The following is an 18,948-nucleotide window of genomic DNA, read 5'->3' on the forward strand; positions in this document are numbered from 1 at the left end:
GCTCGGCGATCGGGTAGCGTTTCGGGCACAGTTGCGCTCGGGGCGTGAAGGGGGGTGTCGCCAGTGTGCTCGGACCGCATCACCGAGGTGGTCGCGCGCGAGCTCGCCGCCGACCCGGCTGTGGAGGACCGGGTCGCCGATTGCGTGCTCGCGGCGCTCACCGAGGTCGACGATGCCGCCGACACCGCCGATGCCGGTGACACGGGCGTCTTCCTTCGCGCCGTCACCGTGCACGGCTTCCGCGGCATCGGCCCCACCGCCACCCTCCGGCTGAATCCCGGCCCCGGTCTCACCCTGGTGGTCGGCCGCAACGGCAGCGGGAAATCCAGCTTCGCCGAGGCCGCCGAATTCGCGTTGACCGGCGGCAATCGCCGGTGGGACGGTCGCACCAGCGCCTGGCGCGAAGGCTGGCGCAACCTGCACGAACCCGATCTCGCCCGGATCGAGGTCGAGCTGCTCACCGGCGGCGGTGCGGTCACCGTCGCCACACACTGGGCACCCGGCGCCGAGCTGACCGACGCGCAGTGGAGCGAACGGCGCGGTAACGCCTCGCCCGCCGTCGTCGACCCGGTGAGCAGGCGCCAACGCCTCGACCTGTATCGCCCGTTCCTGTCCTACAGCGAGCTCGGCGCTCTCGTCGACGGCAAACCGAGCGACCTGTTCGACGCGCTGCACCGTCTCCTCGGCCTCGACCAGCTCGCCGCGGCGGCCGAAAGCATTCGGCTGCGCAAGCTGGAACTCGAACGCGCCGTGAAGAATTCGCGGCAGGACCGCGCCGACCTGCTCGACGAACTCGCCCAGGTCGCCGACGACCGCGCCGATCGTGTCGCCGACCTGCTCCGCGACCCGGACCCCGACCTCGACGCCATCGCGGCCGAGGTGGCGGGCTCGGTGCTCGGCGCCGAAGGACCCGAGGGCTTGCGCGCCATTCTGCGCCTGTCCCTGCCCGATCCGGTGGAGGTGGCCGCCGTCGCCGACCGGCTCACCCGTGCCGCCGCCGACCTGTCCGACCACGCGACGATCGACGCCGAATCCGACCTCCGTGTCCTCGAACTGCTCACCCGCGCACGCGAACACGCCGTCACCGCAGGTGCCTGCCCGTGCCCGGTCTGCGGCCGCGGCGACCTGGACGACGACTGGCTGTTCGCCGCCGACGCCGAGATAGCCAGGCGTAGCGCCGATCTCGACGCCCTGCGGTCCGCGCGATCGGAATTCGAGTCGGCTCTCGCGGCAGCTCGCGCACTTCCGACGCCGGTGCCCGAGGAATTCGCTCCGGCGACCCAGCCCACGGACCGGGCCGTGAAACCCGGCACGCCGTTGCCCGATGCGCCGATCCGATCGGAAGTACTCGGCAAGCGCCGCGACGCGGTCCGGCGATGCTGGGACGAGTGGGCCGCACTCGCGACCGCCGACTACGACGAGCAGTCGGCCGACCGCCTCCGCACGACCTACCAGGACCTCGCCGCCGAACTCGCTGCCCTGCAACGCGATGCCCGCATAGAACTCGAACGTCTGGATGCCGTGTGGTCGCCGCTGGTCCCGCGCATCCTGGCCTGGCTCGAACCGGCCAGGGCCGTCGCGGCCGACGCGGGCGAGTTGCGAATCGTGCGCAAAGCCGCGGACTGGCTGAAGTCGGCGACAACGTCCATCCGTGGCGAACGGATGCGGCCGCTGGAGGCGACGGCGCGGTGGGTGTGGAGCACCCTGCGTCAGCAGAGCAATGTGGAGCTCGGGGCGATCCGGTTGCAGGGCAGCGCGGGTACGGCGCGCCGGGTTCTGCTCGATGTCACCGTCGACGAGGTGGACGGCGCCGCGCTCGGCGTGATGAGCCAGGGCGAGCTGCACGCGCTCGGGCTGTCGCTTTTCCTGCCGCGAGCCACGGTGGCGCACAGCCCTTTCCGGTTCGTGATGATCGACGACCCGGTGCAGGCGATGGACCCGGCCAAGGTCGACGGACTGGCCCGGGTACTCGCCGAGGTGGCCCTCACCAGGCAGGTCGTCGTGTTCACCCACGATGAACGCCTCGCCGAAGCCGTGCGCCGCATGCAGCTCGATGCCACCGTGCTCGAAGTGCAGCGCCGCGAACGCTCCGTCGTCGAGGTCCGGGTGACCGGCGACCCGGTGCGCCGCTACCTCGACGACGCCCGATCCCTGCTGCGCACACCGCAACTACCGCCCGCGATCGCCGACGAACTCGTCGCCACCTGCTGCCGTTCGGCCATCGAGGCCGCCGGGCTGGCGAAAGCGCGTCACGAGCTGCTCGCCGCCGGGCTCGCGCACGGCGAAGTCGAACGCCGGGTTCGCAACGCGCACACCACGCGCGCCATGATCACCCTGGCCATCATGGGTCCCCGTGCCCGCGTGGACGACCTGAACAAGCACCTCAGCGCCGTCGGTGGCCGCTGGCTCGTCGGCGTGCTGCGCGACGCCACCGCGGGCGCCCACGTGCCGATCGACCGGCCGATGCGCGAATTGATCAGCGATACCGAACGATTCATCGCCTGGCTGCGCGCCCACGAACCGGCGATGGTGCGGTCGTGAACGGGTATCCGGCTCGGCCTGGTCACGCATTCGACCACCTCGTCGGTGTAGCGGTGCACCGAAATCGTGCGCGCCGCCGGGCAAGGCCCCGACTCGGGCGCGGCGTCGCCCGTTGGCACCGGGCGGGCCAAGTGACCGGGAGTCGTAGTGTGGCAAGGCTGGCGGGACCGTGGTGAGCCGTCGTGGTAGGCCGCCGCGGGCGAAGTTCACTCCGCGTCCTTCCGTAGCCGAACGGTTGGAGGCCGCCGACGACCTGCTGAACGGGTCGGTCTCGGATGCCGGGGGAGTGTGGTCGCGGGCCGTCGCCTGGATTCTGCGGTTGGCCTTGGAGCAAGCCGTGGACGAACTGTGGGCCCAGCTCGCGCCGGAACTCATGCGCTGCCCGATGCGCGCCCAGCTGCTCGCCCTTCGCGTCTATGCCGGTCCCGAAACCGCAGGTCAGGTCGGTGCGCTCTGGGCAGCGCTCTCGCGCGCGGCCCACCACCTCGACTACGAGATGGCGCCGAGCGTCACCGACCTGCGCCGCTGGCGCGACCAGACGACCGAACTGTGGCGGGCCCTGGAACTGGTCCCGTTGACGCACCAGACCTTCGGCTGAGCACGGTCGGCGATCGGCCGCCCGCACGCACCCGGCAGGATGACCCCATGGGTGAAGCGAAACCATGTCCGTGCCGGCGCGGCGAACCGTTCGATGCCTGCTGCGGTCCGATCCTGGCCGGTGCGCGCGCGGCGGCGACCGCCGAAACCCTCATGCGCTCGCGCTACACCGCCTACGTCGTCGGCGACACCGACTACCTGCTGCGTTCCTGGCACCCGAGCACTCGCCCGAAGGACCTCGAGCTCGATCCCGACCAGCGCTGGTTGTTCCTCGAGATCGTGCGTACCGAACGCGGCGGACCGTTCGACGACAACGGCACCGTCGAGTTCATCGCCCACTACCGGCTCGACGGCACGCGCGACAGCATGCACGAGGTGAGCACCTTCGTCCGCGTCGACGGCGCCTGGGTGTACCTCGACGGTGTGTTCGCGGCCTGAACCGGGGATACTGCACCGGTGGCTCGCATCGCGATCGAATACTGCACCCAATGCCGCTGGCTGCTGCGCGCGAGCTGGATGGCACAGGAACTGCTGAGCACCTTCGGCACCGACCTCACCGAGGTGGCGCTCGTGCCGAGGGAGGGCGGCGTCTTCCGGATCACCCTCGACGGCGATCAGCTGTGGGAACGCAAGGCCGACGGCGGCTTTCCCGAGATCGCGGTGCTCAAGCAGCGGGTTCGCGACCGGATCGCGCCCGAGCGCGACCTCGGGCACGTCGACCGGCGCGACTGATCAGCAGCAGCCGCCCCCACCACAGCAGCCGCCACCGGCGGGCTGTGCCGCGGGCGTCGGCACGGCGCCGCGGCCAACGGTGGCGAAGGTGGTCAGCAGTTTGACGGTGTCGTCGTGGCCCGACGGGCAGGACGCCGGATCCGAGGACTGCGCCATCGGCCGGTTCACCTCGAACGTGTCGCCGCAGGAGCGACACCGGAAGCTGTAGTTCGGCATGCGGCAAGTGTAAGTCGCCACGGCCGCACCGACACCTGGCCGGCCAGCACACTCGCAGCTATCGAATTCGGGGTGGTGCCGTCAGCCGCGCAGCGCGCTGACCTCGATCGGAAACCCGCCGCCGGAACGCGGCCTCGACAGCCCGGATGGCCCGGTGGCGACGTTACAAGGAGGCCGCAGCCGTACCGCCGAGTAACCGTTACCTGCGGAAATGGTGCGTTGGCGGCGTGCCAGTGGCCTGCCGACGTACTCTCATAAGGAGTCACCAGGTGCTGCGGCCCACGGGAGCAAATGCACAGGCACTCGTGGATCGCGCCGGCTAGGAGGTGTGCGATGAGCATTCAGCCCGATCTCGACCAAGGCACGTGGACCCACGAAGCCGAACCATTGGCGCACACCGAGTACGGCACGGTCAGCGGAATCTGGGAGGGGCCGGTCGCGGTGTGGCGCAGCGTGCCCTACGCGAAGGCACCCGCGGGCCCGGCTCGATTCCGCCTCCCCGAGCCGCCGAAGCCCTGGGAGGGCGTGCGCGACTGCGCGGTCTTCGGTGAGATCGCACCGCAGGCGATGGGCGCGATGGTGCCCGTCGACTCGGATCTGCGGATGGGCGAGGACTGTCTGTGGGTGAACGTGTGGTCGCCCCGGCCTCAGCCCAGCGACGACGAACCGCGTCCCGTGATGGTGTGGCTGCACGGCGGCGCCTACTGCCTCGGCACCGCCGCGCAGACCATCTACAACGGGCGCAGACTCGCCGAAGCGGGCGACGTGGTTGTCGTGACGGTGAACTACCGGCTCGGGGTTCTCGGATTCCTCGACCTGTCGTCCTTCGGTGACCAGTTCACCCCGAACCTCGGCCTGCACGATCAGCTGGCCGCCCTCGCCTGGGTCCGCGACAATATCGCCGCGTTCGGTGGCGACCCCGACAATGTGACGGTCTTCGGGGAATCCTCCGGCGCGGGCTGCGTCACCGCGCTGCTCACCGCACCGGCCGCCGACGGGTTGTTCCACAAGGCGATCGCGCAGAGTCCGCCCGCCACTACGGTTTTCGGGCAGGAACGCGCTGCCGTCGTCGCCCAGCGGTACCTGGAGCTGCTGGAACTCGGTGCGGGCGAAACGAATCGGCTGCTCGAGCTGCCGGTCGAGCAGCTCGTAGAGGTGGGTGCGGTACTGCTCGACGAGGTGCCGACCAAGGAGCCGGGCAGGCTGGCTGCGGCGCCCGTTGTGGACGGGGACTTGTTGCCCGCGTACCCGATCGACCGCTTTCAGCAAGGGCTTTCCCATCGAGTGCCGTTGCTGATCGGTAGCAACAAGGACGAAGCCTCCCTCTTCCGGGTACTCAAATCCCCGATCATGCCGGTGACGCCCGACGCCGTGAACGCCATGCTGCAGGACGTCGCTGCCTCGCACCCGGAGATGTCGCCGGAACGGATCGCCGAGATCACCTCCGCCTACCCGGATCTCACCAAGATCCGTGGCGCGCTCGCCATGTCGACCGACGCCGCGTTCCGTATGCCTGCCGCGTGGGTCGCCGAAGGGCACGCCCAGCATTCACCGACCTGGAAATACCGGTTCGATTACGCGACACCGATGTTGAAGGCGGCCCGGGTCGGTGCCGGCCACGCCACCGAATTGCCTTATGTGTTCGGCAATTTCGGCACGCTCAACCACGACCCCACCTTCTGGCTCGGCGGCCGCAAGGTCTCGCTCGCGGTGTCGGGCCGGATGCAGCGCCGCTGGCTGGCCTTCGCCGAACACGGCGTGCCCGCGGCACTGGACGGTTCCAAACACTGGCCGCGCTATCTGCCCACCGACCGGACCACTTTGCTCATCGACACCATCGACCGGGTCGTCGACAATCCCGACGCCGAACTGCACACCGCCTGGGGCGACCACGCCGTCGGCTTCAGCTGAGCAGTCCCGGTCACACGTCGGTGGAGAAGCGGATGCCGCCGTCGGGGATTTCCACGCCCGGCCACACCCGCGCCCCGCGCAGCAGTTCGCAGCGGGCACCGACCTGGGCGCCGTCACCGATCACACCGTCACGCACCAACGCGCGCGGACCGATTCGGGCGCCGAAGCCGACGATCGACCGTTCCACGGTCGCGCCCGCCTCGACGACCGCGCCGTCGAAGATCACCGCACCGTCGAGTCGCGCACCCGCGCCGATCTCGGCGCCACGCCCGACCACGGTGCCGCCGATGAGCAGCGCGCCCGGCGCCACCCCGGCGCTCGGGTGCACCAGCGACTCACCGCGCTGACCCGGCAGCGCCGGGGAGGGGGCGATGCCGCGGACCAGGTCGGCCGAACCGCGAACGAAGTCCTCCGGGGTGCCCATATCGCGCCAGTAGGAGGCATCGACGTGACCCTGCACGCGGGCACCCTCGGCCAGCAGCGCGGGGAACACCTCGCGCTCCACCGACACCGGGCGACCGGTCGGGATCTTCTCGATGTACTCGCGGCGGAACACGTAGCAACCGGCGTTGATCTGGTCGGTCGGCGGATCCTGGGTCTTCTCGAGGAACGCCGTGACCCGGCCTTCCTCGTCGGTCGGCACACAGCCGAACGCGCGTGGATCGCTCACCCGGACCAGGTGCAGGGTCACATCGGCGTTGGTCGACTCGTGGGTGTCGAGGATCGCGCCGAGGTCGGTGCCGCCGAGCACGTCGCCGTTGAAGACCATCACATTGTCGGCGCGCAGCTTGGGCAGCACGTTGCGGATGCCGCCGCCGGTGCCGAGCGGTTCGGTCTCGGTGACGTACTCCAGCTCGAGTCCCAGCTCCGAACCGTCACCGAAGTGCTCCTCGAACACCTCCGCCTTGAAGGAGGTGCCGAGCACGACGTGGGTGATCCCGGCCTCGGCGATGCGGGCCAGCAGGTGGGTCAGGAACGGCAGCCCGGCCGTCGGCAGCATCGGCTTGGGCGCCGAGAGGGTGAGCGGACGCAGCCGCGTGCCCTGTCCGCCGACGAGGATGACCGCGTCGGTGCCTGCATTGCCTGCCATCGAGTTTCCCCTGTTCACAGTGGACCGGCCCCTACTCAGGCGCCGGTTCGCGCTTTCTCACGCAGCGCCGATCGAACCGCAATCCGGGAGCGAACCGCAAGTCCGGCCCGCAACGCGAGCCGCAGCGGCGCCTGCCACCAGTGCGGATGCCGGTCGGCCTGGAAGCGGTAGGCGCTGGCGTGGTGGGCGGGCAGCATCAGTTCCGGGTGCTTGCCTGCGGCGTGGCCCTTGGCGTGGGTCACCTCGGCGTCCGGGACGAACACATTGTGCCAGCCCGCCTTGCCCATGCGGTCGCCGAAGTCCACGTCCTCCATGTACATGAAGTAGCGCGAGTCGAAGCCGTCGATGGTGTCGAACGCGGCGCGACGCACCAGCAGGCACGAGCCCGACAGCCAGCCGACCACCCGCTCCGACAGCTCCTCGTTCTCCTGCCGGTACCGCACCGACCAGGGATTCTTCGGCCAGATAGCGCCGAGGATCGCGTGCCCCGCACCGTCGGCCAGGCCAGGCACCCGCCGTGCCGACGGGTAGACGCTGCCGTCGGGCTCGCGGACCATCGGCCCGAAGGCGCCCGCGCGCGGCCAGCGCTGCGCGGCCTCGAGCAGCTTGTCGATGGAGTCGACGCCCCAGCGGATGTCCGGGTTGGCCAGGATCACGAATTCGATCGACGGATCGATCTCGGCGACGGCCCGGTTGATGGCGCCGCCGTAGCCGATATTGCCGCCGGTACGCAGCAGCCGCACGTGCGCGTTGGCCTCGGCCACCAGCTCGGGCACGCCGTCGGTCGACCCGTTGTCGGCCAGGATCACCTGCGGCTTCTCGCTGGTCGCGTCGGCGAGGGTGGTGATGAAGTGCTCGAGGTGCTCGCCCGGTGAATAGGTCACCGTGACGACGGCCAGACCGGCGGGGGCGGGGGATTCGGCTGCGTTCACGAGTGCGCAGCCTAGTCGGACAACCGGCGAAGTGTGTCGGTGAGTGCGGAACGCCAGGGCCGCAACGGGGTCAGGCCCGCGTCGTTCCAAACGCGGGGTGAGAGCACCGAATAGGGCGGGCGCGGTGCGGGTCTGGGGAAGGCGCTCGAATCGCACGGCAGCACCCGGGCAGGGTCGGCGCCGAGCTCGGTGAAAACGGCGACGGCCAGGTCGAACCAGGTGGCCGTGCCGGAGTTGGTCGCGTGCAGCACCCGGGGTGCGTCGGGGTGGTCGGCGAGCTCGAGCAGTGCGGCGGCCAGATCGATCGCACTGGTCGGCGAACCGAGCTGGTCGTTCACCACGGTGACGGTGTCGCGTTCGCGCTCGAGCCTGCGCATGGTCGCGACGAAATCCCCCTCGACACCGGCGTACACCCAGGCGGTGCGCACGACCTGCGCGTCGGGGCAGCCGTCGAGCACGGCCTGTTCACCCGCCAGTTTCGACTGCCCGTAGACCGTCGCCGGTCCGGTGGGGTCGTCCGGTTCGTACGGTGTGCTCGCGGTGCCGGGGAACACATAGTCGGTCGACACGTGGACGAGCCGCGCGCCGGTGGCGGTACAGGCGGCGGCGAGCACGGCCGGACCGGTGGCATTGGCGGTGAACGCGGCGTCGCGGTCGGTTTCGGCGGCGTCGACGGCGGTGTAGGCCGCGCAGTTGAGCACCACCGCGCCGGGTGTGAGCATCGCCTCCACCGCCGCACGGTCGGTGATGTCGAGCTGTGCGCGTCCGAGGCCGCGCGCATGCGGGGCCAGCCGCAGGATTTCCCGCCCCAGCAGCCCACCGGCGCCGGTTACGATCAGGGGAGCTCGAGTGGGGAAATCGGCATTCACGCGGCCAGTCTGGCACGCCGCAACACCTGCGGGTCGGCCCGACTGTGGTAACTGTTGGTTAGCCTGTGTTCACGACAGTGGGGTTTGCGGGGAGGCGTGCAGGGCGGGGCGCCGCGAGGTCGAGAGGAAGCACGAGTGCGAGAGTCGACAGGATCACCGTCGGCCACCACGCCTGCGGGACCGGCGAAGGTGATGGTGGCGATCGCGGCGGTCCTGGTGCTCGCGGTCACCGGTTTCGCCTGGCGCAGCGTCGACAACCTGATCGCCAATATCGAACGCATCGGAGGCCTCGGGCTCGGCGGCGGCCGTGACGGCGCCGTCGACATCCTGCTCGTCGGTGTCGACAGCCGCACCGACGCCCACGGCAACCCGCTCACCAGCGCCGAACGCGCCATGCTGCACGCCGGCGACGAAGTGGGCACCAACACCGACACCATCGTCCTGGTCCGCGTCCCCAACGACGGCCGCTCCGCCACCGCCATCTCCATCCCCCGCGACTCCTACGTCGACATTCCCGGTCAGGGCAAGGCCAAGATCAACTCCGCCTACGGCGCGACGAAAGAGACCGAACGCGCCAAGATGCTCGCCGACGGCGACTCCGAGGCCGACGCCGAACGCGACTCGACCAAGGCGGGCAGGCAGGCGCTGATCAAGTCGGTGGCCAATCTCACCGGCGTCACCGTCGACCACTACGCCGAGGTGAGCCTGCTCGGGTTCGTGCTGCTCACCGATGCCGTCGGCGGGGTGGAGGTGTGCCTGAACAATGCTGTCGACGAATACATGTCCGGTGCGCAGTTCCCGGCGGGCAATCAGCGTCTCGACGGTGCGCAGGCGTTGAGTTTCGTGCGGCAGCGCCACGATCTGCCGCGCGGTGACATCGACCGGATCGTGCGCCAGCAGGTATTCATGGCCCAGCTGGTTGGTCAGCTGCTCAATGCCAGGACGCTGGCCGATCCCGGCAAGCTCGGCGAGATCAGCGAAGCCGTCGGGCGCACGGTCGTCCTCGACGACGACTGGGATGTGCTTGCCTTCCTGCAGCAGCTCAAGGACCTCTCCGGTGGCCAGGTCGAGTTCGACACCATTCCCGTCGCCGACCTCAACAGCATGACGGCCGAGGGCGAATCGGTGGTGCGGGTGGAACCGAAGGCCGTGCAGGACTATGTGGGCGCGCTGGTCGGCGAGGAGAAACCGGCCGAGGAGAAGCAGAAGGTCGACCCGTCCACGGTGACGGTGAGCGTGTTCAACGCCGGTGGCGCGACGGGTCTCGCGGCCGAGGTCGCCGCCGCATTGACGAGTAAGGGTTTCCGCGAGGGTCTGGTCGGGAACTATTCCGGGGGGAGTGTGAGCTCGAGCCGGGTGCTCGCCGCCGACAGCGCCGATCCCAAGGCCGTCGCGGTGGCCGAGGAACTCGGCGGCCTGACCGTGGTCGCGGATCCGTCGCTGTCGGCGGATTCGGTGAGCGTGGTGCTGGCGAGCGACTACTCTGGTCCCGGCTCGGCCGCGGCAGGCATGTTCGATTTCGACGGAACATCCTCGGCGACCGCCACGCCAGTACCGCCCGCCCCGCCGATCGACGCAGGCCAGAACGGACCGAAATGCGTGAATTGACCAATGCGTGAGCCCAATTCGACACTGACCGACGCCCTCCTCGACCCGATCCTCGAACGCGATCCCGCCGGACCGCGCGTCACCTGGTACGACGACGCCACCGGCGCCCGCATCGAACTGTCCGGGCTGACGCTGGCCAACTGGGCGGCCAAGACCGCCAACCTGATCCGCGACGAGTTCGCGCTCACCCCCGGCGCGCGGGTCGCGGTGCTGCTGCCCGCGCACTGGCAGACGGCCGCGGTGCTGCTCGGCTGCTGGTGGGCCGGAACCGAGGTGGTGCTCAGCCCCGATCCGGACGCCGACCTCGCCCTGGTGACGCCCGACCGGCTCGACGACGCCGACGGCGTCGACGAGGTCGCGGTGCTGTCGCTGGACGCCATGGGCACGCCCGTGCGCGACCTGCCGGTCGGTGTCACCGATTTCGCCACCGCGGTGCGCGTGCACGGCGACCAGTTCCTGCCCGGTGGTTTCCGGGCCGCCCTCGACGGCATGTCGGTGGGCGAGGTGCTCGACGCGGCGAAGAAATCGGCGGCGCTGCAGGGCATTTCCGCCGGTGACCGGGTGCTGTCGAGCGCGCCGTGGGATACCGCGGCCGAGCTGATCGACGGGTATCTCGCCGTCCTCGGCGCCGGTGCGTCGCTGGTCCAGGTGGTCAATCCCGACGCGACCGCCACCGAGCACCGCGCCGAGACCGAACGGGTGACCGTGCGGCGCTGAGCCGCTCGTCTCCTACCTGGGTATAGGTCCGCCTCCGCCCGAGGAACGTGGTTTCTGTCACACCCCGTCCGTACTGTGGAAGACATCTTCGGCAGTACGGCGCAAAGGGGTGGCTATGAACGTCGGGTACTGGATCCGCTGGTCGGCGCAGCACGGTATTCCCCGTGCTTTCCTGCGCTGGCGTGCGCGACGTGGCGACACCTTCGCGACTCTGCTCGCCGGGGAGCGGGGGCTGCACGATCCCTACCCGCTCATCGAGGAACTGCGCGGTCCCGGTCTGCGACGCACACCGTTGGCGTACGTGTCCTTCGAACACGCGCAGGTGCGAAGCATCCTGCGCGACAACCGCTTCGGTGTGTTCCCGGCACTGGGCCCCGAGGTGCCACCGCCGTTGCGCAAGCTGGCCGAGCGGGTGGTTCCGCCGCCGAGCCCGGTCGAGCCGCCGTCGATGCTGGTGCTCAATCCGCCCGAACACACCAGGATGCGCAAACCCGTCGCGTCGGCCTTCACCCCGCGCGCCATCGGCAGGCTGCGCGACCGGGTCGAAACCGTCACCACCGAGCTGCTCGACGCGATGCCCGCGCACGGCTCGATCGATCTCGTCACCGATTTCGCGGCCCAGGTGCCGATCGCGATCATCGCCGAGATGCTCGGCTTCCCCGCCGCCGACCGCGAGCTGTTCCTGCGCTGGGGCGACCGCGTCACACCGCTGCTCGACATCGGCACCTCGTGGCGCTCCTACCGGGAGGCGATGGCCGCCACCGACACCCTGGCCGACTATCTGGCCGAGCACATCGAGAAGCTGCGCGACAACCCCGGCGACGACATCCTGTCCAGTCTGGTCACCTCGGGCGACCTCACGATGCGCGAACTGCAGGCGGGCGCTGGACTGCTGATGGGCGCGGGCTTCGAAACCACGGTCAACCTCATCGGGAACGCGGTGGCCGCACTGTCGGCCAACCCCGACCAGCTCGCCATCGCCCAGAACGACCCCGATCGCTGGACCGACGTGGTGGAGGAGACGCTGCGATTCGACCCACCAGTGCAAACCACCGCCCGGGTGGCGCTCGAGGATGTCGAGGTCGACGGGATGACGGTGAAGGCGGGCGCCACCGTCATCCTGTCGCTGGCCGGTGCCAACCGCGACCCCTCGGTCTTCGCCGATCCGGACCGCTTCGACATCGACCGCCCGAATGCCAAGGAGCACGTGGCCTTCAGCAGCGGCATCCACGCCTGCCTCGGCGCGAGCCTGGCCAGGATGGAAGCGGTGCACGCCCTGCGCGCGCTCTACGCCCGCTACCCGGATCTGCGCTTACGCGGAGAACCGGTGCGCCGCAATCTGTTCACCCTGCACGGGTTCGAGCACATGCCGGTCGACCTCGGTCCGGTGGCGCGCACCGGGGCGCCCGACAATCTGGCGGGCGCCACCACCCAGGGGTGAGCTAGGTCGAAACCCGCCAGCGGTAGCGGGTTTTCGGCCGCCCGGCTCGGCCGTAGTCGGCCCGGCGTTCCGCGAGGCCGTCGTCGGCGAGCTTCTCGAGATACCGCCACGCGGTGATCCGGGAAACGCCGACGGCCGCGGCGGCATCGGTGGCGGTGATGCCCGCCTCGGCCGCGCGCACCGCCCGTGACACCTCCTCGAGGGTGTGCTGCACAACGCCCTTCGGGGCGCCCGCGCGCTGGTCGGCGGTGCGCAGCGCCCCGAGGGCGCGGTCGATGTCGTACTGCGACAGCGCCGCTTCGCCCGCGGGCAGGGCGGTGTCGAAATCCCGGTAGCGTTCCAGCTTTTCGCGAAAGGCGGCGAAGGTGAACGGCTTGAGCAGATACAGCACCACCCCGTGGGCGACGGCGCTGCGCACCATGGTCAGCTCGCGCGCCGAGGTGATCGCGATGACATCGGGACGCGGGGAGAGTCCGTTGAGCGCGGCGGCCACCTCCAGGCCGTTGATATCGGGCAGCCCGATATCCATCAGCACCAGGTGGAACGGATTGCCGTCGGCGATCGCCGACGCGGCGAGATTGAGCGCGTCATGACCGGTATGGGCGACGCCGCCGGTGACGAACCCGTCGAGCCGCTCGAGATAGGCCCGGTGTGCCTGGGCGATCAACGGTTCGTCCTCGACGATCAGGACGCGGATCATGGGTTCTCCCTCAACGGAATTCGGACGGTGACCGCGCTGTGTGGTGCGGCCGTTGTGGTGATGGCACCGCCGTGTCGATCGACGAGACGGTGCACGAGTGCCAGGCCGAGGCCGGCATGATCGGATTTGGTCGTGTAGCCGCGTTCGGCGGCGCGCTCGAACATCTGCGCCGACATGCCGGGGCCGCTGTCGGAGACTCGCACGCACAGGTGCCCGTCGCGGTGACTCACCGACACCTCGACCCGCTTGTCGATGGTGCCCGCGGCCGCGTCGATGGCGTTGTCGACCAGGTTACCGACCAGCGTCACGGTTTCCTGCGCCGAGAGCGGGTCGGTGGAATCGAGCGCGGTGTCCTCGCTGATGGCCAGGCTCACCCCACGCTCGGCGGCCTGGTCGACCTTGCCGAGCAGCAGCGCCGCCAGGGCCGCGTCACCGACGGCCGCCAGCAGCCGGTCGATCAGCACCTGCGACAGCGCCAGTTCGTCGGTCGCGAAGGCCACCGCCTCTTCGGGCCTGCCGAGCTCGACCATGGTGACCACGGTGTGCAGTTTGTTGGCCGCCTCGTGTGCCTGGGCGCGCAGCGACTCGGCGAAATTGCGCACCGTGTCGAGCTCGCCGAGCACCGCGCGCAGTTCGGTCTGGTCGCGGATGGTGAGTACGGTGCCGATCTGCTCGCCCTCCCAGGTCACCACGTCCTGGTTCACCAGCAGCACCCGGTCGGTCGTCACGTGCGTTTCGTCGCGCACCACGCCCGGGCGCTCCTGGCGCAACGAGACGGGCAGGTCGTCGCGATACACCGGGCCCAGCGGCAGATCGAGCAGGGTGCGCGCCTGATCGTTCACCACCTCCGCGGGCCCCTGGCCGGTGCCGAACACCACAAGACCCTCGTGGACCGAATGCAGCACCGCGTCGTGGTGCTCGTAGAGCGCGCGCAGTTCGTCGGGCGCCAGGCCGTGGGTCTGCCTGCGCAACCGCCTGCTGAGCAGGAACGAGGAGAACGCGGCCAGCGCGAGCCCCGCCGCGCTCACCCCGAGGATCAGCGGCAGCTGCGAGGCCACCTGGGTGCCGATCCTGGCCCTGGTGACACCCGCCGACACCAGCGCGACCACCCGGCCGCGGTCGTAGACCGGCGTCACCGCCCGGATCGACGGGCCGAGCGTGCCGGTGAACGTCTCGGTGAACGTCTGCCCGGCCAGCGCCCGGTCGATGCTGCCGGAGAACGGCTTGCCGATCATCTCCGGATTCGTATGGGTGTAGCGCGTGCGATCCGGCGCCATCACCACGATGAAGTCCATCCCGGTATCGGCCCGGATCCGCTCGGTGGTCGGCTGCAGCAGCCCGCTCGGATACGGCGAACTCACCGCCGCCAGCGTCGACGGCGCCCTGGCCACCGACACGGCGACATCCCTGACCTGAAGTTCGGTGGCCACATCGTGGTCGCGTCTGGCGTCGAGCACGGCGAGCACCGTACCCGTGCCGATCATCAGCGCCAGCACCACCAGCTGCCACACGAAGGCCTGTCCGGCAAGCGACAGTCGTCCTCGTCGCATCCTGCCCTCCGACCTCGAACTGAACGTTATGTACCTAAAGCACGTTATGTACCAAACGTGACGGCGATCACACCATCGGTGCATGCTCGCTGCCATGAGCACAACCAGCGCGCGAAAACGAGACCATACCCACTGGCTGTACATCGCGGTGATTATCGCGGTGCTCGCGGGCATTCTCGTCGGCAGGCTGGCACCGGAGTTCGGTCAGTCACTGGCGCCGCTGGGCACCCTGTTCGTGAATCTGATCAAGATGATGATCGCGCCGGTCATCTTCTGCACCATCGTGCTCGGCATCGGTTCGGTGCGGGCAGCGGCCACCGTCGGCAAGGTCGGTGGCCTGGCCATCGTCTACTTCCTCGCCATGTCGACGGCCGCGCTCGGTATCGGGCTGGTGGTCGGCAACCTGATCGAACCCGGCTCCGGACTCGGCGAGGCCAAGCCCGGTGCGGGCGCCAAGTACGCCGAGCAGGCCCACGGTGCGGGTGGTACCTGGGACTTCATCCAGAACATCGTGCCGACCACGCTGGTGTCCTCGCTGACGGCGGGCAGCGTGCTGCAGGCGCTGTTCGTCGCACTGCTCGTCGGATTCGCGGTGCAGGCGATGGGAGCGGCGGGCGAGCCGATCCTGCGGGCGGTGTCGCTCGGGCAGCAGCTCGTGTTCCGGATCCTGTCGATGATCCTGTGGCTGGCGCCGATCGGTGCCTTCGGTGCGATCGCCAATGTCGTCGGGCGCACGGGCTGGTCGGCGGTCGTGGAGCTGGCGACGTTGATGATCGCGTTCTACCTGACCTGCCTGGTGTTCGTCTTCGGTGTGCTCGGCGCGGTACTGCGGCTCGTCTCGGGTGTATCGATCCTGAAGCTGTGCCGGTACCTGGCCCGGGAGTACCTGCTGATCGTGGCGACCTCGTCGTCGGAGTCGGCCTTGCCACGGCTGATCGCGAAAATGGAGCACGCCGGTGTGGAGAAGACAACGGTCGGTGTCGTCGTGCCGACCGGATACTCGTTCAACCTCGACGGCACGGCCATCTACCTGACGATGGCCTCGATCTTCATCGCCGACGCCCTCGGTCAGCCGCTGAGTCTCGGCGAGCAGATCGGCCTGCTGCTGTTCATGATCATCGCGTCCAAGGGCGCGGCGGGCGTCACCGGTGCGGGCCTGGCAACACTCGCGGGTGGCCTGCAGAGCCACCGCCCCGAACTCCTCGACGGTGTGGGTCTGATCGTCGGCATCGACCGGTTCATGTCCGAAGCCCGTGCGCTGACCAACTTCTCAGGCAACGCCGTCGCCACCCTCCTCATCGGCACCTGGACCAAAACCGTCGACGCCGACCGCACCCGCCGCGTCCTCGACCGCGAACTCCCCTTCGACGAGGAGACCATGGTCGACGACGATCACGGCGCCTCCGAACCCAAGCCGGCCACCGAGCCTGCCCCTGTCGCGGTGCAGTAGAACAGCGGACCGGCCCCGCCGCGTCGCGGAGCCGGTCCGCGGTCGGGCACTCCGACACGCACACGAATTGCGGTGCGCGCCTCCCCGAGGACGTGACGCGGCACTCGCCCGCAGGCGCGGATTCGCCGCGTAGGTTGGAGAGAAAGTCGGTCGGCGAAGGGACGGCGATGGCCGAAGTCGTAGTGGTCGGGTCGGGGCCGAACGGGCTCGCCGCGGCGGTGATCGCCGCGCGCGCCGGGCTGTCGGTGCGGGTGCTCGAGGCACAGGATCAGCCGGGTGGTGGTTCACGCACCGCCGAGCTGACCCTGCCGGGCTTCCATCACGATGTGTGCGCGGGCGCGCACCCCATGGCCTTGGCGTCACCGTTCTTCCGTGCGTTCGACCTCGCCGCGCACGGTGTGGAACTGCTCGCCCCCACCGTCTCCTACGCGCACCCGCTCGACGGCGGTGTCGCCGGGCTGGCTTGGCGCAATCTCGAATCCACGGTCGCCGATCTCGGCCGTGACGGTCCGGCCTGGCGTTCGCTGTTCGCCCCGCTGGTCGAACACTGGCCCGCGGTGGTCGAGCTGGCGATGTCGGACCTGCGGCACCCGCCGCTGAACGTCCCGACGGGTGTGCGGTTCGGGCTGCGGGTGCTCGAACAGGCATCACCGCTGTGGAACAACCGTTTTCACGAGGACGCGGCCCCCGCCATGCTCACCGGGGTGGCCACCCACGCCATCACCCAGCCGCGCGCCATTCCCGCCGTCGGCGCCGGTCTGCTGCTCGGCACCCTCGCCCACGCGGGCGGCTGGGTGATCCCGCGCGGCGGCAGCCAGGCCATTCCCGATGCGCTGATCGCCGAACTGGAACGCCTTGGCGGCGAGGTGATCACCGGTCATCGCGTCGACGATTTCGCCGAACTCGCCACCGCCCGCGCCGTACTGTTCGACACCTCACCCGCCGAACTGCTGCGCATCGCCGGCGACCGCCTGCCCGAGCGCTACCGCAACAGCCTCGGCCGTTTCCGCTACGGCGGGGCGGCGTGCAAGGTCGACTTCGCCCTGTCGGGACCGGTGCCGTGGACCGCGCCCGGCGCCGACCTGGCAGGCACCCTGCACCTGATCGGTACCCGTGCCGAGGCGATGCACGCCGAAAAGCAGATCGCCGCAGGTCAATTCGCCGACCGCCCGTATGTGCTCGCCATTCAGCCCGGCGTCGTCGACAGCACCCGCGCCCCCGAGGGCAAACACACCTTCTACACCTATGCCCACGTCCCCAACGGCTCCGATCGCGATATCAGCGAGGACGTGATCGCCCAGGTGGAACGCTTCGCCCCCGGATTCCGCGATCTCATCCTCGCCAAGCACGTGCGCCCCGCCGCGTTCATGCCCGCCCACAATGCCAACTACATCGGCGGCGATATCTCCGCGGGCGCGATGACCCTGCGCCAGACCGTGTTCCGGCCCCTGGCCCGCTGGAACCCGTACGCCACCCCGATTCCCGGCACCTACCTGTGTTCGTCGTCGACGTCCCCCGGCCCCGGCGTGCACGGCATGTCCGGACTACACGCGACACACCACATGTTGCGCACCCGGTTCGGCATCGTCACCGATCCACTCGACCTGTTGCGCGGCGAGGAACCCGCCTATCGGTGACTGCCGGTGGCGCCGGCCTTCTCGGGCCGGAACACGTCGGGCTCGAGATAGACCGTGCGCACGCTCGGTGCCGCGTCGCGGATGCGGGTGTCGGCGGCGTCGATCGCGGCACCCACCCGGCTGATGTCGAGTTCGGGCTCCATGGCGATCTTGGCGTTCACCAGCAGGTCCTCCGGACCGAGGTACTGCGTCTGCAGGCGAAGCACCCGCACGATGCGCGGATCGGCGAGCAGCGCGTCGCGGATGGCCCGGTCCTCGGCGGCGGTGGCGCCCTCACCGATGATCAGGCTCTTGGTCTCCACGATCAGCACGATGGCGTTGAAGCCGAGCAGCAGGCCGATGAGCAGCGTGCCGATGCCGTCCCACACGCCGTTGCCGGTGAGCACCGTCAGGCCGACACCGGCCAGCGCGAACATCAACCCGACCAGCGCGCCAAGGTCTTCCAGCAGCACCACCGGCAGCTCGGGGTTGCGGCTGTTGCGGATGAAATGCCACCAGGAGTGCTTGCCCTTCAACGGCTCCGATTCCCGGCGCGCGGTACGGAAACTGAAACCCTCGAGCAGCATCGACACCAGCAGAATCCCGATCGCGACCCCGGGCGACTCGAGTTCGTGCGGGAACCGGATCTTGTGCACCGCCTCGTTCAGCGCGAACAGGCAGCCCATAGTGAACAGCACGAGCGCCACGACGAACGAATAGAAGTACCGGTTACGCGTGTAACCGAAGGGGTGCAGCACGTCGGGCGCTTGCTCGGCCCGATTGCGGCCGACGAGCAGCAGCGCCTCGTTGCCGGTGTCGGCGACCGAGTGCACGGCTTCGGCCAGCATGGACGACGAGCCCGTGATGAACGCACCGATGAACTTCGCGACCATGATCCCGGCGTTCGCGCCGAGCGCGGCCAGGATCGCGATCTTGCTGTCTCCGCCTTCAGCAGCCATACCGGGGCACGCTACCGTC

At 69.6% G+C, this 18,948-nt stretch carries 17 protein-coding genes; 10 read left to right on the forward strand and 7 right to left on the reverse strand.

What is annotated here, in order from left to right:
• The first annotated feature begins 63 nt into the window (after window positions 1-63).
• The 4 genes from AB0F86_RS13840 to AB0F86_RS13855 all read left to right on the forward strand — a co-directional run bounded on the left by AB0F86_RS13840 (window position 64) and on the right by AB0F86_RS13855 (window position 3,870).
• On the forward strand, window positions 64-2,541 hold the full coding sequence (locus AB0F86_RS13840; protein ID WP_356985687.1) for an AAA family ATPase: 2,478 nt from the start codon (window positions 64-66) through the stop codon (window positions 2,539-2,541).
• Between the two features lie 169 nt (window positions 2,542-2,710).
• The gene (locus tag AB0F86_RS13845; RefSeq protein WP_356985688.1) at window positions 2,711-3,139 is read left to right on the forward strand and encodes a hypothetical protein; all 429 of its coding nucleotides are present in this window, start codon (window positions 2,711-2,713) and stop codon (window positions 3,137-3,139) included.
• A 47-nt stretch (window positions 3,140-3,186) separates the two neighbouring features.
• Window positions 3,187-3,576 carry a YchJ family metal-binding protein gene (locus AB0F86_RS13850; RefSeq protein WP_225278860.1) on the forward strand — a complete coding sequence of 130 codons (390 nt, stop codon included), beginning with the start codon at window positions 3,187-3,189 and terminating at the stop codon, window positions 3,574-3,576.
• Window positions 3,577-3,594: 18 nt separating this feature from the next.
• Window positions 3,595-3,870, forward strand: coding sequence for a SelT/SelW/SelH family protein (locus AB0F86_RS13855; RefSeq protein WP_356985691.1), 276 nt, complete (start codon window positions 3,595-3,597; stop codon window positions 3,868-3,870).
• Here the strand turns inward: AB0F86_RS13855 and AB0F86_RS13860 are convergent, their stop codons facing one another.
• On the reverse strand, window positions 3,871-4,086 hold the full coding sequence (locus AB0F86_RS13860; RefSeq protein ID WP_356985693.1) for a zinc ribbon domain-containing protein: 216 nt from the start codon (window positions 4,084-4,086) through the stop codon (window positions 3,871-3,873).
• Window positions 4,087-4,419: 333 nt separating this feature from the next.
• On the opposite strand from AB0F86_RS13860, the gene AB0F86_RS13865 reads away from it, so the two are divergent.
• Window positions 4,420-5,997: a carboxylesterase/lipase family protein gene (locus AB0F86_RS13865; RefSeq protein ID WP_356985695.1), complete on the forward strand. Its 1,578-nt coding sequence runs from the start codon at window positions 4,420-4,422 to the stop codon at window positions 5,995-5,997.
• 10 nt (window positions 5,998-6,007) lie between these two features.
• Here the strand turns inward: AB0F86_RS13865 and AB0F86_RS13870 are convergent, their stop codons facing one another.
• Genes AB0F86_RS13870 through rfbD form a run of 3 tightly spaced genes read right to left on the reverse strand, consistent with a single transcriptional unit; the run spans window position 6,008 to window position 8,888 of the window.
• Entirely contained in the window at window positions 6,008-7,087 is a 1,080-nt protein-coding gene (locus AB0F86_RS13870; RefSeq protein ID WP_225278864.1) for an NDP-sugar synthase, read from the reverse strand.
• A 35-nt stretch (window positions 7,088-7,122) separates the two neighbouring features.
• On the reverse strand, window positions 7,123-8,019 hold the full coding sequence (locus AB0F86_RS13875) for a glycosyltransferase family 2 protein (RefSeq protein ID WP_067491354.1): 897 nt from the start codon (window positions 8,017-8,019) through the stop codon (window positions 7,123-7,125).
• 11 nt (window positions 8,020-8,030) lie between these two features.
• Window positions 8,031-8,888 (reverse strand): dTDP-4-dehydrorhamnose reductase, encoded by an 858-nt coding sequence (gene rfbD / locus AB0F86_RS13880; protein WP_356985698.1) that lies wholly within the window; start codon window positions 8,886-8,888, stop codon window positions 8,031-8,033.
• A 192-nt stretch (window positions 8,889-9,080) separates the two neighbouring features.
• Here rfbD and AB0F86_RS13885 point away from each other — a divergent pair, with 192 nt between their 5' ends.
• From AB0F86_RS13885 to AB0F86_RS13895, 3 genes are all read left to right on the forward strand, one after another.
• Window positions 9,081-10,496 (forward strand): LCP family protein, encoded by a 1,416-nt coding sequence (locus tag AB0F86_RS13885; RefSeq protein ID WP_356985812.1) that lies wholly within the window; start codon window positions 9,081-9,083, stop codon window positions 10,494-10,496.
• A gap of 3 nt (window positions 10,497-10,499) precedes the next feature.
• Complete coding sequence (locus AB0F86_RS13890; protein ID WP_067637487.1) at window positions 10,500-11,213, forward strand: TIGR03089 family protein; 714 nt, start codon at window positions 10,500-10,502, stop codon at window positions 11,211-11,213.
• Window positions 11,214-11,328: 115 nt separating this feature from the next.
• Window positions 11,329-12,654, forward strand: coding sequence for a cytochrome P450 (locus tag AB0F86_RS13895; RefSeq protein ID WP_356985700.1), 1,326 nt, complete (start codon window positions 11,329-11,331; stop codon window positions 12,652-12,654).
• Window position 12,655: 1 nt separating this feature from the next.
• On the opposite strand, the gene AB0F86_RS13900 is transcribed toward AB0F86_RS13895, so the two are convergent.
• Both AB0F86_RS13900 and AB0F86_RS13905 read right to left on the reverse strand, forming a co-directional pair.
• On the reverse strand, window positions 12,656-13,354 hold the full coding sequence (locus AB0F86_RS13900; RefSeq protein WP_067491360.1) for a response regulator: 699 nt from the start codon (window positions 13,352-13,354) through the stop codon (window positions 12,656-12,658).
• Entirely contained in the window at window positions 13,351-14,904 is a 1,554-nt protein-coding gene (locus tag AB0F86_RS13905) for a sensor histidine kinase (RefSeq protein WP_356985702.1), read from the reverse strand. The genes AB0F86_RS13900 and AB0F86_RS13905 overlap by 4 nt, the downstream gene beginning before the upstream one ends.
• A gap of 94 nt (window positions 14,905-14,998) precedes the next feature.
• On the opposite strand from AB0F86_RS13905, the gene AB0F86_RS13910 reads away from it, so the two are divergent.
• Both AB0F86_RS13910 and AB0F86_RS13915 read left to right on the forward strand, forming a co-directional pair.
• A complete protein-coding gene (locus AB0F86_RS13910; protein WP_356985704.1) occupies window positions 14,999-16,354 on the forward strand; it encodes a cation:dicarboxylase symporter family transporter in 1,356 nt (451 codons plus the stop codon).
• 167 nt (window positions 16,355-16,521) lie between these two features.
• Window positions 16,522-17,991, forward strand: a complete 1,470-nt coding sequence (locus tag AB0F86_RS13915; RefSeq protein WP_225278871.1) for an NAD(P)/FAD-dependent oxidoreductase — start codon at window positions 16,522-16,524, stop codon at window positions 17,989-17,991.
• On the opposite strand, the gene AB0F86_RS13920 is transcribed toward AB0F86_RS13915, so the two are convergent.
• Window positions 17,982-18,929, reverse strand: a complete 948-nt coding sequence (locus AB0F86_RS13920; RefSeq protein WP_356985706.1) for a cation diffusion facilitator family transporter — start codon at window positions 18,927-18,929, stop codon at window positions 17,982-17,984. The two genes, AB0F86_RS13915 and AB0F86_RS13920, sit on opposite strands and share 10 nt — an antisense overlap.
• Between the last annotated feature and the right edge of the window lie 19 nt (window positions 18,930-18,948).

Source organism: Nocardia sp. NPDC023733, from assembly GCF_040639775.1.
In the GTDB taxonomy this organism is placed as follows: Bacteria; Actinomycetota; Actinomycetes; order Mycobacteriales; family Mycobacteriaceae; genus Nocardia; species Nocardia rosealba.

Bases quoted from the DNA above. Each gene is read 5' to 3' on its own strand.
- AB0F86_RS13850 (WP_225278860.1), top strand. From the start codon at position 3,187: ATGGGTGAAGCGAAACCATGTCCGTGCCGGCGCGGCGAACCGTTCGAT.
- AB0F86_RS13860 (WP_356985693.1), bottom strand. From the start codon at position 4,086: ATGCCGAACTACAGCTTCCGGTGTCGCTCCTGCGGCGACACGTTCGAG.
- AB0F86_RS13865 (WP_356985695.1), top strand. From the start codon at position 4,420: ATGAGCATTCAGCCCGATCTCGACCAAGGCACGTGGACCCACGAAGCC.
- AB0F86_RS13870 (WP_225278864.1), bottom strand. From the start codon at position 7,087: ATGGCAGGCAATGCAGGCACCGACGCGGTCATCCTCGTCGGCGGACAG.
- AB0F86_RS13885 (WP_356985812.1), top strand. From the start codon at position 9,081: ATGGTGGCGATCGCGGCGGTCCTGGTGCTCGCGGTCACCGGTTTCGCC.
- AB0F86_RS13890 (WP_067637487.1), top strand. From the start codon at position 10,500: ATGCGTGAGCCCAATTCGACACTGACCGACGCCCTCCTCGACCCGATC.
- AB0F86_RS13895 (WP_356985700.1), top strand. From the start codon at position 11,329: ATGAACGTCGGGTACTGGATCCGCTGGTCGGCGCAGCACGGTATTCCC.
- AB0F86_RS13900 (WP_067491360.1), bottom strand. From the start codon at position 13,354: ATGATCCGCGTCCTGATCGTCGAGGACGAACCGTTGATCGCCCAGGCA.
- AB0F86_RS13905 (WP_356985702.1), bottom strand. From the start codon at position 14,904: ATGCGACGAGGACGACTGTCGCTTGCCGGACAGGCCTTCGTGTGGCAG.
- AB0F86_RS13910 (WP_356985704.1), top strand. From the start codon at position 14,999: ATGAGCACAACCAGCGCGCGAAAACGAGACCATACCCACTGGCTGTAC.
- AB0F86_RS13915 (WP_225278871.1), top strand. From the start codon at position 16,522: ATGGCCGAAGTCGTAGTGGTCGGGTCGGGGCCGAACGGGCTCGCCGCG.
- AB0F86_RS13920 (WP_356985706.1), bottom strand. From the start codon at position 18,929: ATGGCTGCTGAAGGCGGAGACAGCAAGATCGCGATCCTGGCCGCGCTC.